The organism is Haloarcula nitratireducens, assembly GCF_019599505.1.
Map to the genome: position 1 here is coordinate 203,978 of NZ_RKLT01000003.1, position 13,864 is coordinate 217,841.

A 13,864-nucleotide genomic window follows, 5' to 3' on the forward strand; every position below is an offset into this window, starting at 1 on the left:
ACGGTTTCTTATACGTGCCCCTGCTGAGTCTCCCACAATGAGCGGCACTACTTCACAGGAGGTGAGCGGGCGATGAGCGACTCGACCGACGAGGTGCGGTCCTACACAGTTCGGCTGGAACTGGTCGACGAACCGGGCGAGCTGTTGCGAGCGCTCGGTCCCATCGCCGACAGCGGCGGGAACCTCCTCTCTATCTTCCACGAGCGGGGTAACGTCACGCCCCGCGGACACATCCCCGTTGAGGTCGACTTAGAGGCGACGCCCGAGCGCTTCGACGGGATCGTCGACGCGCTTCGGGACGCAGGCATCAACGTCATTCAGGCCGGTGCCGAGCGCTACAGCGAGACGATGACGGTCATCCTCTCCGGGCATCTCATCGATACCGACCTCTCGGATACGCTCTCGCGCATCCAGGCGGCGACGAACGCCACGGTGACCGACCTCTCGCTTTCGGCCCCCGAGGGCACCGACGACGCCTCCAGCGCCCGCATCCGACTGGCGACCGAACAGGGCGCAGCCGACAGCATCCTCGAGACCGTCCGCGGGGTCGCCGACGAGAAGGAACTGCGGGTCATCGAGCCGCTGGCGACCGGAGGCGACCTATGAGACTGGCCGTCCTCGGTGCCGGTGCGGTCGGCTCCTCGGTGGCCGAACTGGCCGCCGACTACGGGCATACCGTCACCGCCTACGCGGACTCACAGAGCGCCGCGCTCGACGCCGACGGTCTCGACGTCCCGGCCGTCTTCGACCGCAAACAGACCGACGGCATCGTCGGCGACGACGCCGCCGACGCGGCGCTGACCGGCGACTACGACGTCCTCGTCGAGGCGACGCCGACGACGCTCGGCGACGCTCAGCCCGGCTTCGGCCACGTCGAGGCGGCGCTCGAACGCGACCGCCACGTCGTGTTAGCCAACAAGGGCCCAGTCGCCGAGCGGTACGCCGACGTGCGCGCGCTCGAACGCGAGAGCGAGGGCACCGTCCTCTTCGAGGCCACCGTCGGCGGCGCGATGCCGGTCCTCTCGACCATCGACGACTTCGACCCCGAACACATCAACGCCGTCCGCGGCGTCCTCAACGGCACCGCGAACTTCATCCTCTCGCGGATGGCCGCCGAGGGACTCGGTTACGAACACGTCCTCGCGGAGGCCCAGGACCTCGGCGTCGCCGAAGCCGATCCGACCTTCGACGTGGACGGCACCGACGCGGCGCTCAAGGGCGTCATCGTCGCCAACGTCCTCTCGGGGGACGACCGAGAGTACGCGCTCGAAGACGCCGACGTCGAGGGCATCCAGGACATCTCAGGGAGCGCGCTCGAGCTGGCCGCCGAAGACGGTCGCACCGTCCGACTCATCGCCGAGGTCGCCGACGGCGAAGTAAGGGTCGGCCCGCGACTCGTCCCCGAGAACGCGCCGCTCGCGCCGACGGGTACGCGAAACATCGTCCAACTGGAGACCGAACACGCCGGGCGACTCAACATCTCCGGACGGGGCGCCGGCGGTCCCGAGACGGCGAGCGCCGTCCTCGCGGACGTCGGCCGTCTCCCGGAACTGTAGGCGGTTTCCGCCGGGAGGGGCCGTCCCCGTCGCGTGACACCGCGTCCCAAATCGCCAGACAGCGCCACTCTCCCCGGCGAGCGCTTTCGAAATCGTTTTATGAACCACTGGCTAAAGACTCCGATATAGCGCCCCTGCGCGTGAGAAACAACAATGAGCGACGAACAACACCAGAACCTGGCCATCATCGGCCACGTTGACCACGGGAAGAGCACGCTCGTCGGCCGACTCCTCTACGAGACAGGATCGGTACCGGAGCACGTCATCGAACAGCACAAGGAAGAGGCCGAGGAGAAGGGCAAGGGCGGCTTCGAGTTCGCCTACGTCATGGACAACCTCGCCGAAGAGCGCGAACGCGGTGTCACCATCGACATCGCCCACCAGGAGTTCAGCACCGACGAGTACGAGTTCACCATCGTCGACTGTCCTGGCCACCGCGACTTCGTCAAGAACATGATCACCGGCGCGAGCCAGGCCGACAACGCCGTGCTCGTCGTCGCCGCCGACGACGGCGTCCAGCCGCAGACCCAGGAACACGTCTTCCTGGCCCGCACCCTGGGCATCGGCGAACTCATCGTCGCCGTCAACAAGATGGACCTCGTCGACTACGGCGAGTCCGAGTACAAGCAGGTCGTCGAGGAAGTCAAGGACCTCCTGAATCAGGTCCGCTTCGACACGGAGAACGCGAAGTTCATCCCCGTCTCGGCCTTCGAGGGCGACAACATCGCCGAGGAGTCCGAGCACACGGACTGGTACGACGGCGAGATCCTCCTCGAGGCGCTCAACGACCTGCCGGCACCCGAGCCGCCGACGGACGCGCCGCTCCGCCTGCCGATCCAGGACGTCTACACCATCTCCGGTATCGGTACCGTCCCGGTCGGCCGCGTCGAGACGGGTATCCTCAACACCGGCGACAACGTGAGCTTCCAGCCCTCGGACGTCTCCGGTGAGGTCAAGACCGTCGAGATGCACCACGAGGAAGTCCCGAAGGCGGAACCCGGTGACAACGTCGGGTTCAACGTCCGCGGCGTCGGCAAGGACGACATCCGCCGCGGTGACGTCTGTGGCCCCGCCGACGACCCGCCGTCGGTCGCCGAGACGTTCCAGGCTCAGATCGTCGTCATGCAGCACCCGTCGGTCATCACCGAGGGGTACACGCCGGTCTTCCACGCCCACACGGCACAGGTCGCCTGTACCGTCGAATCGCTCGACCAGAAGATCGACCCGGCCTCCGGCGAAGTCGCCGAGGAGAACCCCGACTTCATCCAGAACGGGGACGCCGCGGTCGTCACGGTCCGACCCCAGAAGCCCCTCAGCATCGAGCCGTCCTCCGAGATCCCGGAGCTCGGCTCGTTCGCGATCCGAGACATGGGCCAGACCATCGCCGCTGGGAAGGTCCTCAGCGTCAACGAGCGATAACACATGTCCCAGCAGGCACGCGTTCGGCTCGCGGGCACGAGCCCCGAGGACTTAGACGACATCTGCGCCGACGTGCGGGAGATCGCCGAGAAGACGGGCGTCGAACTCTCCGGCCCCGTCCCGCTCCCCACGAAGACGCTGGAGGTTCCCACCCGCAAGTCCCCCGACGGTGAGGGGACCGCGACGTGGGAACACTGGGAGATGCGAGTCCACAAGCGGCTCATCGACATCGACGCCGACGAACGGGCGCTGCGCCAGCTGATGCGCATCCAGGTGCCCAACGACGTCTCTATCGAGATCGTCCTCGAGGACTGAGCGAAGCGCCAGCTTCACGAAGGCCGGAAAATCAGCGGTCGTCCGGAAATAGGCCATCCGGCCTACTTTCGTCGGCACTCGACCGCTTCCCGAATCGCACGCCGGGACACACACCACACACCGTGTGAATCGCTATCGAAGGTCGCCCTCACGCGCAGGGTTTTTACCACCCCGCGTTCGAGAGGGAGATGCGGGCTCGTAGATCAGTGGCAGATCGCTTCCTTCGCAAGGAAGAGGCCCCGGGTTCAAATCCCGGCGAGTCCATTTCCTTCGCTCTCTACGTTCGCTTAGTCGTGGACTCGCCGAACATCGCGCACGCTTCGCGTCTGCTCAATTCCGGCGAGTCAATGATTCTTGCGCCGCGAGTAAATCCGCGAGCGGTACGAATCGCTGTCGGTCCCTGGATTATAAGCTACGCCCGGAAATGCTCGCTCCGCTCGCGGGAACGGGGACGGCTTGATCTTCAGTCGAGTGCTAAAACTACTCGAATGGAAATCGCGTAGAATCCGGATGCCGCCTCCCGGATTTGAACCGGGGACAGCTCGATCTTCAGTCGAGTGCTCTCCCAGTCTGAGCTAAGGCGGCGCGCACTCCAAGCGAGGACGAGGGTAGAAAAAAGGATTTCGAAAGTCCGCTCGCCATCCAGCGAATCGTGTGTCGGTCACCCACGCCGCTACGGCAAAAAGAGGTCCGCACTGTCGAACTCCGCTCCGCAGTCGTCACAGACGTACTCCGTCCCGTTCACCGTCGAGACGCGCCCCCCGCATTTGGGACACGTCGAACCATCGATCATGGTCTGCGGTAGCACAGACCCCGATAAATGACTTTCGACAGGTGTCAGTTCGGTAAGAGCAGCGGAACGAGGCTGCTTGATTCGACGTGCGCACATCCGCCAGTGGCTAATACCGGACGATCGGAACGAAAACGGGAGTTCGAATCCTAGTCGCCCACACGATGCTGGCTCCTCGCTTCGCTCGTCGCAGTCGCCGTCAGAAGTGGGTCCGGGCGTCCTGTGCGAACAGAGTGAGCGCAGGGCTCAGGAGAGCTTCGCTCTCCGGGCGGTTCGAATCAGGGAACGAAGCGTAGCGGAGTGACCGTGGTTCGAATCCGCCCGGATTATAGATTCGCCGCTCACGGTTCGTTCGCGGTAGAATATATGGGTCCGGGCGGATTCGAACCACCGACCTCGGCCTTGTAAAGGCCACGTCATAACCAACTAGACCACGGACCCGTACTCTCACGTTTTCCACCGCCGGGAATAACCCTTTCTTTCTGGGGTCGGAACGCTTACCCGCTCTCTGGCCCTCAGTGACGGTATGAATCGTCGTCCGCTGGCCGTCGTCTTCGGGCTGGTCGGCGTGCTCGCGTTCGCCGTCGTCGTCCTCCAGACCGGCATGTGGGTCGACCTCGTCGGCGTCGGAGACCACGAGGAGGGGAACGTGACGGTCTACGACGAGACGCCCGACGCCACTGCGGCCCCGACGCCGACCGCGACACCGATAGAGCGAGCGACGACTGTCGCGGCCCACAGCGACGGAGGTGAGCAGTTAGCGACCGTCGAAGTCCGCATCTCGAACACTACCGCCCAACGCTATACGGGACTCAGCAACACGACGTCGCTGGGACCGAACGAGGGGATGCTGTTCGTCCACGAGGAGGAGGGGACGTACGGTTACGTGATGCGAGAGATGGACTTCCCACTGGACATCATCTTCATCGATGCGAACGGGACCATCACGACCATCCACCACGCGCCGCTGCCGCCGGAGGGGACGGACAACCTCAAGGAGTACAGGGGCCGCGGGAAGTACGTCCTCGAAGTGAACCGCGGGTGGGCCAACCGGACCGGCGTCAGCGTCGGTGACCGGGTCGAACTGCCCGAGAGCGTCGCGTAGCCCGACGCGCTTTTGCGGCTCGGGCCGCTAGACCGGCTGATGGATTTCGATGCGGCCTCGGACGACGACGTCTTCGAGGACGCCCGGGAACGCGTCGACCGGCCGATGTGGCGGCTGTTCACGGCCTACGGTCGCGGTCAGCGCGGGGCGTTTATCGTCGGCCTCGTCAGTTCGATTTTCGCCCGAATGCTGGACCTCCTGCCGCCGGTGTTGCTGGCGCTGGCCATCGACTCGGTCATCCAGGGGCGGACGAGCTACGGCCTCCCGCTGGTCCCCGACGCGTGGATCCCCGGCACGACCGTCGGGCAGTTGTGGCTGACGGCGGGGCTCATCGCCGCCTCCTTCGCCGGCGGGGCGATCTTCCACTGGAGTCGGAACTGGGGGTGGAACAAGTTCGCCCAGCACGTCCAGCACACGGTCCGGACCGACACCTACGAGACTATGCAGCGGCTGAACATGGACTTCTTCGCCGACAAGCAGACCGGCGAGATGATGTCGGTCCTCTCGAACGACGTCAACCGGCTGGAGAAGTTCCTGAACGACGGGCTGAACTCGACCTCGCGGCTGGTCATCATGGTGCTCGGCATCGCGGCGTACCTCTTCTACATGAACTGGCAGCTGGCGCTGGTCGCCCTGCTGCCGGTGCCCATCATCGCGGTGTTCACCAAGCGGTTCATCGAAACGATCCAACCGAAGTACGCCGACGTGCGCGCGTCGGTCGGGAAACTCAACTCCCGATTAGAGAACAACCTGAGCGGTATCCAGATCATCAAGACCGCCAACACCGAGGAGTACGAGTCCGAGCGCGTCGAGGACAGCTCGCAGGACTACCTCGACGCGAACTGGGACGCCATCGAGACGCGCATCACCTTCTTCCCGGGCCTCCGTCTCGTCTCGGGGCTCGGCTTCGTCCTCACGTTCGCCATCGGCGGTCTGATGGTCATCGGACAAGCGCCCGGCCCGCTCTCGCTGTCGCTCTCTCCCGGCGAGTTCGTCGCGTTCATCATCTACACGCAGCGGTTCGTCTGGCCGATGGCCCAGTTCGGGCAGATAATCAACATGTACCAGCGGGCCTACGCCTCCGCCGAGCGGGTGTTCGGCCTGATGGACACGCCCGGTCGCCTCGAAGAGGCCGACGACGCGCCGCCGCTGTCAGTCACCGAAGGAGCCGTCGAGTACGACGACGTGAGCTTCCGGTACGACGGCGACGACGACCTAATTCTCGAAGACGTCTCCTTCGAGGTCGAGGGCGGCGACACCGTCGCGCTGGTCGGCCCGACGGGCGCGGGTAAGTCGACGGTGATGAAACTGCTCCTGCGGATGTACGACGTGGACGAGGGCGCGGTTCGTATCGACGGACAGGACCTCCGCGAGGTCCAGATTCCGTCCATCCGTCGGGCCATCGGCTACGTCAGCCAAGAGACGTTCCTCTTCTACGGGACCGTCCGCGAGAACATCACCTACGGAACGTTCGACGCGAGCGACGACGAGGTGCGCGAGGCCGCGAAGGCCGCCGAGGCCCACCAGTTCATCCGGAACCTCCCCGACGGCTACGACACGATGGTGGGCGAGCGGGGCGTCAAGCTCTCGGGCGGCCAGCGCCAGCGCATCGCCATCGCCCGCGCGATGCTCAAAGAGCCGGAGTTGCTGGTGCTCGACGAGGCGACCAGCGACGTCGACACCGAGACGGAGATGCTCATCCAGCGCTCGCTCGACGAGTTGAGCGCCGATAGGACCACCTTCGCCATCGCCCACCGCCTCTCGACGATCAAGGACGCCGATACTATCCTCGTTCTCGACGACGGCCGCATCGTCGAGCGCGGCACCCACGAGGAACTCCTCGCGGCGGACGGTCTCTACGCGAACCTCTGGGCGGTGCAGGCCGGCGAGATAGACGAACTGCCCGAGGACTTCGTCCAGCAGGCGATTCGGCGCCGGGCACAGACCGATGCGGACGATTGACGCAGTGAGAAGGTCCTCTTCGAGCAGTCGATCGTTCGCAGTTGCGGACGATTGGCGGGAGTCGGCGACGCACGCCCCGCGGCGACGGCCGTGTGATTGATACGATTCCAGTCCCGTGTTACCGTGTGACAAGAGACAGTTCCACGGGCCGACGACAGTTCGTGAAGGCCGCCGGGCTACTGGCGGGCATCGGTGCCACCGGAGTCGCGGCCGGAGACGCCGAGGACACCACGCCCAAAGACGAGTCGGGAGACCGGAACGGCGACGGCGGGGAGACGAACGACGAGTGTCTCTTCGACGGCCCGGGTTTCGTGACCGTCGAGAGCGACCAGGCGTTCGACGCGACTGTCGAGGCCATAGAGAACCGTATCGAACAGAGTCCACTGACCCTCATGACGACCGTCGACCACGCGGCGAACGCCGAATCGGTCGACATGGACCTCCCGCCGACGACGCTCCTCCTCTTTGGGAACCCGGCGGTCGGGACGCAGTTGATGCAGTCGAGTCGGTCGACCGCTATCGACCTGCCACAGAAGCTACTCGTCTGGTGTGAGGAGGGGACGGTCAACGTGACGTACAACGACCCGGAGTACCTCGCGGCCCGCCACGGCATTGAGGGGAAAGAAGAGGTGATCGAAACCATCGCGGACGCGCTACGAACGCTCGCGACCGGCGAGAACGGGAACGATACAGACGGTAGCAGCGACTGAACGAGCGAACGGTAAATGCCAGGCTGACAGTTAAACGCTTCGCGCCGCAAGTCGAAGTATGCGAGTTCTCGTGACCGGCGCGACCGGTTTCGTCGGCAGTAACCTCGTCCCGGCCCTGTTAGAGCGGGGACACGAGGTGGTCGCGCTGACCCGCGACCCGGATAGCTACGACGCGCCCGACGGCGTCGAAGTCGTCGAGGGCGACGTCCTCGACTCGGACCTGACGCTGCCGTCGGTCGACGCCGCGTACTACCTCATCCACTCGATGGAGGCGGGCGAGGACTTCCGAGAGCGGGACCGGAACGCGGCGAGAAACTTCCTCAAGGCCGCCGACGAGGCCGGCATCGAGCGGCTGGTCTACCTCGGCGGACTGGGCGGCGACGACGACGAGACGCTGTCGGACCACCTCAAGTCCCGCCGGGAGGTCGAACACATCCTCGGCAGCGGCGACGCGCAGCTGACGGCGCTGCGGGCGGCCATCGTCATCGGCGACGGCTCCGCGAGCTTCCGAATCATCCGACAGTTGGCGGGCAGGCTCCCGGTGATGGTGACGCCGGAGTGGGTCCGAACCGACTGCCAACCCATCTACATCGACGACGTGGTCTCGTACCTCGTCGGCGTCCTCGACGCGCCGGAGACGGCCGGCGGCACCTACGAGATCGGCGGTCCCGACGTCCTCACCTACCAGCAGATACTGCTGACGACGGCCCGGCACGTGCGCGGCCGGGAACCGCTCATCGTCCCCGTCCCCGTCCTCTCGCCGAGCCTCTCTGCGCGGTGGCTCGGACTCGTCACGGACGTGCCCGCCAGCGTCGCCAAACCGCTCGTCGACGGCCTGCGCAACCGCGTGGTCGTCGACGACCACCGCATCGAGGAGTTGATCGACGTGGACCTGACGCCGTTCGAGGAGGGCGTCCAGCGAGCGCTCGACGAGGAGAAGGCGGCGTGGAAGCGGGTCGTCGAGGCCTGAGTCGGACGGGTCCCCGCTGCCCTCGTTCGGCGGCCCGGCACAAACAATTATGTCCGAGTGTCATGTATTGGCGTACCATGACGACGGCGTACCTCGTGAGCACGGCCCTGATGGGGGTGTTCGTGCTCGCGGTTCTGGGGTGGATCGGGCGGAGCCGCGGGTGGTACCACTACTCGCCGAGCGCCGATCGCGTCGCGTTGCCCCCCGGCGACGATCTGGACGCGCAGTTCGCTCGGTTGTCGGGCGACCCGCTCGCGCTGACGGCGGCGTTCGCGCTGCTGGTGGTCGGTGCCGTCGGCGGCGTCGCGCTGTACATCGGCGGCCCGACCGAAATGCGAGCGGCCGCGGGGATAGCCGTCGCGCTCGGCGGCGGCCTCCTGCTGGTCGGCTATCTCCTCTTCGGCGTCTACCTCTCGGCGACGCGGCGGGGCCACCCCCGGTCGCTGGCCGTCGCCGAGTCCGCGACGGTGGCCGGTGTGCTCTTTCTGGTCGCCGTGACGCTACAGTTGGTCGGCTGAGCGCCGTGCCGTCGGGCTCTCTGTTCGGTCTGGAGAAGCGAGAGCGACATTCGGCTCAGAGGATCGAGTACGCGGCGGCGAAGGTCAGCGCCATCGCCGCGACAGTCCCCCCTAAGACGAGGTACGTCACCGACCGCGGTTCCCAGCGCAGGTGCTGGTAGTAGGCGGCGACGCCGACGGCCTTGATCACCGACAGCACCATGATGACCCCGAAGGCCAGCCAGTAGGCGCTCTCGACGAGGCCGGCGAACTCCACGACGGCCTGTGCGGTCGCGAACGCGAACAACACGACGTATATGACGGTGTATCCTTTCCAGTCCATTTTCGGTCACCTCAGAGTATGTAGAACAGCGGGAACAGGAACAGCCAGACGATGTCCACGAAGTGCCAGTACAGCCCGAAGTACTCGATGGCCCTGTCGTCGCCCTGATAGGCCCCGTTCCACGCGCGAACGGTCATGTACCCACAGATGAGGAGACCGATGACGACGTGTGCGCCGTGTAAGCCCGTGGTGAGATAGAACGTCGAGGACGCGATGTTCGTCGAGAGGTTCCAGCCGTTGGGGAACAGCTCCGTGTGGATGTGGAACAGGTGCTGCCACTCCAGCCCCTTGTTTATCAGGAAGCCGACGCCGAGCGCGAACGTACCCGCCAGCGCCGCGGTCGTCCCCCGCTTGCTCTCCCGCTCGGCGGCGACCATCGCCAGCACGACGAGGAAGCTCGACGTGAGCAGGAGGTAGGTGTTGACGAGCCCCGGCATCGTGACGTGTTCGGCGGGGATGAGGTCGTGGTGCCACGCGGTCCAGCCGTAGGCGACCCGGACGAAGGCGTACGAGCCGATGAACGCCCCGAAGAGGACGATGTCGCTCGCGAGGAACGTCCACATCCCGAGTTTCGTCTTCTCGACATCGGCGAAGGGCCAGCGCTCGGCGATGGGCATCTCCGGGGCGTGGAACGGTTCGCGGGCCATTCCGAACAGCGCCCCGAACGTCGCGAGGCCGCCGACCGCGGCCAGCGTGACGTAGACGACGCTGCCGGTCCGCACGCCCGAGAGCCCGAGGAGGGCAAGGAACCCTCCCAGACTTATCAGGAACGGCCAGAGACTGGCGTGGCTCGCGTGTTCCTCGCCGCCCGTCGCGTGAGTTGTCGCCGACGGCGTCCCGGTGGCGGTCACGGGCGTCACCGACGCGGTACCGCCGCCGGGCTGATAGCCCGACGAGGCTCGCCGTCCAGTGGACGGCTCACCCCCGTCTGCCGCGGTTCCGCCGTCCGTCGCAGTCCCGACGTCGGCGGCCACGCCACTCCCGGATTTCCGAGTTCGTTCGGCCACCTCCTCGTCGTCGAGGAAGGAGAGCGAGCCGCCGGCGTAGCTCGGCACGCCGGGGAAGTTCTCCAGCGGCGGCGGCGAGGAGACGGCCCACTCCGCGGAGGTCGCGTAGGCCCACGGGCTGTCGCCGGCGTCCTCGCCGCGCCACAGCGAGGCGAAGAGGTTGTAGAACATGATGAGGAAGCTCGCACCCAACAGGAACCCGCCGGCGGTGGCCATCGAGTGCCAGATCTGGAGGTCCTGGGAGTACTGGAACACCCGTCGGGGCGTCTCCCACGCGATGAACATCGGGAAGTAGAGCAGGTTGAACCCGACGAAGTAGACGGCGAAGTGGAGTTTCCCGAGCGTCTCGTCGTACATCTTCCCGGTGATCTTCGGGTACCAGTAGTACAGCCCGCCGAAGAGGGCCGTCGCGCCCGCGACCATCACGTAGTGGAAGTGCGCGACCACCCAGTAGGTGCCCCGGAACTGGTAGTCCAAGACGATCGCGCCGAGGAAGACGCCCGTGATGCCGCCGATGATGAACAGTATCAGCGCGCCCAGCGAGAAGAGGAACGGCGTCTTGAACCTGACCCGGCCTTTCGCCATCGTGTAGATGAGCGAGAACACCATCAGGTCGAACGGCAGCGAGATGCCGATGGTGGTCGCCATGAACACCGTCTTGATGGGGAGGTTGATGCCGGTGAGGAACATGTGGTGCATCCAGACGGCGAAGCTCTGGAGCGCCACCAGCACCATCGAGATGATGAACCACTTGCGGCCGACCAGTCGCCGTCCCGTGAAGGTCTGGAAACACTCGGCCATCACGCCCAGCGCCGGGAAGAAGACGATGTACACCTCCGGATGGCCGAAGAACCAGAACAGGTGCGCCCACAGCAGCGACGCTCCCGGGTTGTCGGCGTCGGTGGCCATCGTCGTCCCGTCGATGGAGTACTGGAAGTAGTTCGTCCCGATGATGTGGTCGGAGGCGAGGATCATCAGCGCCGCTAGCAGCGCTGCGAAGGCGAAGAGCATCATCCAGACGGTGAGATTTATCGACAGCGAGAAGATGGGGATATCCCGCATCCGCAGGTTCTCGGCGCGCATCCGGTACATCGTCGTCAGGAAGTTCACCGACCCGAGCGTGACGGCGGCGGTGAACATGATGAGCGCCAGCACGACCGACGTGGCCCCGAGTCCCTCGCCGGGGATGTAGGCGGGCGTGTTCAGCGGCGCGTACATCGTCCACCCGCCGGCGAAGGTCATCCCCTGGAAGAAGGAGACGCCCATCAGGACGCCGGAGAAGAGGTAGAGCCAGTACGACAGCGCGTTCAGGCGCGGGAACGCCAGGTCGTCGGCCCCGATCTGCAGGGGGACGAGGTAGTTGGCGAAGCCGAACGCGAACGGCGAGATGAACCAGAACACCATCAACAGGCCGTGCGTCGAGACGGCCTGGTTGTACCCCATCGGCCCGAGCAGGTCGGCGGCGGGCGTGATGAGTTCGAGTCGGAACAAGAGTGCCAACGTGCCGCCGAAGACGAAGAAGAACAGCGCGGTGACTAGATAGAGGACGCCGATGTCCTTGTGGTTCGTCGTGAGGAACCAGCGGCTGATCGAGGATTTGGGCGGCAGGCCGTGCTCGTGGCTCTCGCTCATGCCGGGACACCCCCGAGAGTCGCCGGAGGTCCGACGCGAGCCGCCGTCTGGGTGGCGGTTCCGTCGGTGGCCGTCGCGGTCCCATCCGGTCCAGTACCGCTCTGCGCCGTCCCGCTCTCGGTCTGCGTTCCGTTCTCCGTCTGCGTTCCGCTTTCGCTCTCCGCCCCGTTCGCGGTCTGGTTCGACGTGTTCGCGTACCACGTGTCGAACTCCTCGTCGGAGACCACCTGCACCGGAGCGACCATCATCGAGTGGCCGCTCCCGCACAGTTCGTAGCACTTGGCCGTGTAGTTGCCCGTCCGGTTAGCCGTGAACCACGCCTGCGTGGTCTGGCCCGGGACGGCGTCGGTCTTCACCCGCAACTCGGGGATCCCGAAGTTGTGGAACACGTCCGACGACGTCACGTCCAATCTGACCACCCGGTCCTGTGGCACGCGAAGCGTGTTCGTCCGGTGCCCGTTCGGGTAGGTGAACTCCCAGCCGAACCGGAAGCCCTCGACCTCTATCTCCAGTGCGTCTATCTGCGGTCCCTCGGGACCGTTCTCGATGTAGAGTAGCGTCGTGTACGTCCACGCGATGAGCGAGACGACGATGATCGCGCTGATGCCGAACGAGTAGAACACCTTCCGCCCGCCGGACCCGCCGGTCGGCAGTTCGCCCATCTGCGGTCGCTCGACTTTCCCCTCGTAGGGGTCCTCGCCCGCCGTCTCGCGGTACTTGACGGCGTGATACAGCGTGTAGGACACGACGAGGATCCCCACCGCCGTCCCCAACAACAGGAACACCTCGAAGATGCTGTTGAAGACGTCGGCCGGTGCCCTGACGCTCCCCCCGTGAAGCGGGGACCCAGCCACGTTGCGTGGTACCGTGTGTCTCATCCTTCCTTCATGATTTTTTGTAGCGTCTATTAGGTATTGTGGACAGATATATTACATATCTGTCCCCCGATCCGAAGATGTGCGCGAACCTTTTTGTTCATTGGTATGTTACATCACGACATGGAAGATACGTCATCCGGGGTCGAAGACCCCGTGAACGGCGAGTCCGTGGCCGACAGCGAGGAGTTCGACAGTCTGCGGGGTATCCTCGCCGACGGCGTCGTCGGCGCGGCCGGCGGGTTGGTCGGCACCGCGATGATGACGGTGGTCTTCCTCATCGCGCAGTCGCTCGGCGCGTTCGACCTCTCCGACTTCGCCATCCTCACCGAACTGGTGGGACTGTCCGGGGTCGTCCCCGAGGTGCTGTTCGGCTTCTTCATCTTCCTCGGCGGCGGGATGTTCCCCTGGCCGCTCCTCTTCGCGGCGCTCAAGGAGTACCTGCCCGGGCGAACCGACCCGGTCTCCGGGGCCTTCTTCGGCGCGGCGATGTGGACCGGGTTCGTCCTGGCCTTCTACACCGGCCAGACCGGCCTCTCGCTGGTCCTGTACGCCGTGTTGACCCTCGTCGCCCACGTCGTCTACGGGATGGGGCTCGGAGCCGTCTTCAACTACTTCGCCACGCGACCGGACTCGATCGTCTGAGTCGTCGCGAGGTGCGGCGTCGGGGCTTCGCGGACCGC

At 65.5% G+C, this 13,864-nt stretch carries 13 protein-coding genes and 3 tRNA genes; 11 read left to right on the top strand and 5 right to left on the bottom strand.

Going from position 1 to position 13,864, the window contains the following annotated elements; genetic code table 11:
- Positions 1–72 precede the first annotated feature (72 nt).
- From EGH23_RS10955 to EGH23_RS10975, 5 genes are all read left to right on the top strand, one after another.
- The gene (locus tag EGH23_RS10955; protein WP_162317260.1) at positions 73–606 is read left to right on the top strand and encodes an amino acid-binding protein; all 534 of its coding nucleotides are present in this window, start codon (positions 73–75) and stop codon (positions 604–606) included.
- Positions 603–1,556, top strand: coding sequence for a homoserine dehydrogenase (locus tag EGH23_RS10960; RefSeq protein ID WP_220580045.1), 954 nt, complete (start codon positions 603–605; stop codon positions 1,554–1,556). Before EGH23_RS10955 ends, EGH23_RS10960 begins: the two co-directional genes overlap by 4 nt.
- A 153-nt stretch (positions 1,557–1,709) precedes the next feature.
- Positions 1,710–2,975 (top strand): translation elongation factor EF-1 subunit alpha, encoded by a 1,266-nt coding sequence (gene tuf / locus EGH23_RS10965; protein WP_220580046.1) that lies wholly within the window; start codon positions 1,710–1,712, stop codon positions 2,973–2,975.
- Positions 2,976–2,978: 3 nt separating this feature from the next.
- Positions 2,979–3,290, top strand: a complete 312-nt coding sequence (rpsJ, locus tag EGH23_RS10970; protein WP_135305362.1) for a 30S ribosomal protein S10 — start codon at positions 2,979–2,981, stop codon at positions 3,288–3,290.
- 192 nt (positions 3,291–3,482) lie between these two features.
- Positions 3,483–3,554: transfer RNA gene (locus EGH23_RS10975), tRNA-Ala, on the top strand.
- A 247-nt stretch (positions 3,555–3,801) separates the two neighbouring features.
- Here EGH23_RS10975 and EGH23_RS10980 read toward each other — a convergent pair.
- A tRNA-Phe gene (locus EGH23_RS10980) sits at positions 3,802–3,875 on the bottom strand.
- A 572-nt stretch (positions 3,876–4,447) separates the two neighbouring features.
- Positions 4,448–4,521: transfer RNA gene (locus EGH23_RS10990), tRNA-Val, on the bottom strand.
- A gap of 85 nt (positions 4,522–4,606) precedes the next feature.
- Between EGH23_RS10990 and EGH23_RS10995 the strand changes: the two genes are divergently transcribed.
- From EGH23_RS10995 to EGH23_RS11015, 5 genes are all read left to right on the top strand, one after another.
- Positions 4,607–5,185: a DUF192 domain-containing protein gene (locus EGH23_RS10995; protein ID WP_220580048.1), complete on the top strand. Its 579-nt coding sequence runs from the start codon at positions 4,607–4,609 to the stop codon at positions 5,183–5,185.
- A 39-nt stretch (positions 5,186–5,224) separates the two neighbouring features.
- Positions 5,225–7,147: an ABC transporter ATP-binding protein gene (locus EGH23_RS11000; RefSeq protein ID WP_220580049.1), complete on the top strand. Its 1,923-nt coding sequence runs from the start codon at positions 5,225–5,227 to the stop codon at positions 7,145–7,147.
- A gap of 125 nt (positions 7,148–7,272) precedes the next feature.
- Positions 7,273–7,857, top strand: coding sequence for a DUF302 domain-containing protein (locus EGH23_RS27015; RefSeq protein ID WP_220580050.1), 585 nt, complete (start codon positions 7,273–7,275; stop codon positions 7,855–7,857).
- Positions 7,858–7,915: 58 nt separating this feature from the next.
- Positions 7,916–8,827, top strand: coding sequence for an NAD(P)H-binding protein (locus EGH23_RS11010; protein WP_220580051.1), 912 nt, complete (start codon positions 7,916–7,918; stop codon positions 8,825–8,827).
- 77 nt (positions 8,828–8,904) lie between these two features.
- Entirely contained in the window at positions 8,905–9,345 is a 441-nt protein-coding gene (locus EGH23_RS11015) for a hypothetical protein (protein WP_220580052.1), read from the top strand.
- A gap of 55 nt (positions 9,346–9,400) precedes the next feature.
- Here EGH23_RS11015 and EGH23_RS11020 read toward each other — a convergent pair whose 3' ends face one another.
- Genes EGH23_RS11020 through coxB form a run of 3 tightly spaced genes read right to left on the bottom strand, consistent with a single transcriptional unit; the run spans position 9,401 to position 13,184 of the window.
- The gene (locus tag EGH23_RS11020; RefSeq protein ID WP_220580053.1) at positions 9,401–9,667 is read right to left on the bottom strand and encodes a cytochrome C oxidase subunit IV family protein; all 267 of its coding nucleotides are present in this window, start codon (positions 9,665–9,667) and stop codon (positions 9,401–9,403) included.
- An 11-nt stretch (positions 9,668–9,678) separates the two neighbouring features.
- Positions 9,679–12,306, bottom strand: a complete 2,628-nt coding sequence (locus EGH23_RS11025) for a cbb3-type cytochrome c oxidase subunit I (protein WP_220580054.1) — start codon at positions 12,304–12,306, stop codon at positions 9,679–9,681.
- On the bottom strand, positions 12,303–13,184 hold the full coding sequence (coxB, locus tag EGH23_RS11030; protein WP_220580055.1) for a cytochrome c oxidase subunit II: 882 nt from the start codon (positions 13,182–13,184) through the stop codon (positions 12,303–12,305). Before coxB ends, EGH23_RS11025 begins: the two co-directional genes overlap by 4 nt.
- A 120-nt stretch (positions 13,185–13,304) precedes the next feature.
- Between coxB and EGH23_RS11035 the strand changes: the two genes are divergently transcribed.
- Positions 13,305–13,826, top strand: a complete 522-nt coding sequence (locus EGH23_RS11035) for a DUF6789 family protein (RefSeq protein ID WP_220580056.1) — start codon at positions 13,305–13,307, stop codon at positions 13,824–13,826.
- Positions 13,827–13,864 lie beyond the last annotated feature (38 nt).

What these genes read in the sequence shown, in the direction of transcription:
- EGH23_RS10955 (WP_162317260.1), top strand. Translation starts at nt 73, where the DNA reads ATGAGCGACTCGACCGACGAGGTGCGGTCCTACACAGTTCGGCTGGAA.
- EGH23_RS10960 (WP_220580045.1), top strand. Translation starts at nt 603, where the DNA reads ATGAGACTGGCCGTCCTCGGTGCCGGTGCGGTCGGCTCCTCGGTGGCC.
- tuf (WP_220580046.1), top strand. Translation starts at nt 1,710, where the DNA reads ATGAGCGACGAACAACACCAGAACCTGGCCATCATCGGCCACGTTGAC.
- rpsJ (WP_135305362.1), top strand. Translation starts at nt 2,979, where the DNA reads ATGTCCCAGCAGGCACGCGTTCGGCTCGCGGGCACGAGCCCCGAGGAC.
- EGH23_RS10995 (WP_220580048.1), top strand. Translation starts at nt 4,607, where the DNA reads ATGAATCGTCGTCCGCTGGCCGTCGTCTTCGGGCTGGTCGGCGTGCTC.
- EGH23_RS11000 (WP_220580049.1), top strand. Translation starts at nt 5,225, where the DNA reads ATGGATTTCGATGCGGCCTCGGACGACGACGTCTTCGAGGACGCCCGG.
- EGH23_RS11010 (WP_220580051.1), top strand. Translation starts at nt 7,916, where the DNA reads ATGCGAGTTCTCGTGACCGGCGCGACCGGTTTCGTCGGCAGTAACCTC.
- EGH23_RS11015 (WP_220580052.1), top strand. Translation starts at nt 8,905, where the DNA reads ATGACGACGGCGTACCTCGTGAGCACGGCCCTGATGGGGGTGTTCGTG.
- EGH23_RS11020 (WP_220580053.1), bottom strand. Translation starts at nt 9,667, where the DNA reads ATGGACTGGAAAGGATACACCGTCATATACGTCGTGTTGTTCGCGTTC.
- EGH23_RS11025 (WP_220580054.1), bottom strand. Translation starts at nt 12,306, where the DNA reads ATGAGCGAGAGCCACGAGCACGGCCTGCCGCCCAAATCCTCGATCAGC.
- coxB (WP_220580055.1), bottom strand. Translation starts at nt 13,184, where the DNA reads ATGAGACACACGGTACCACGCAACGTGGCTGGGTCCCCGCTTCACGGG.
- EGH23_RS11035 (WP_220580056.1), top strand. Translation starts at nt 13,305, where the DNA reads ATGGAAGATACGTCATCCGGGGTCGAAGACCCCGTGAACGGCGAGTCC.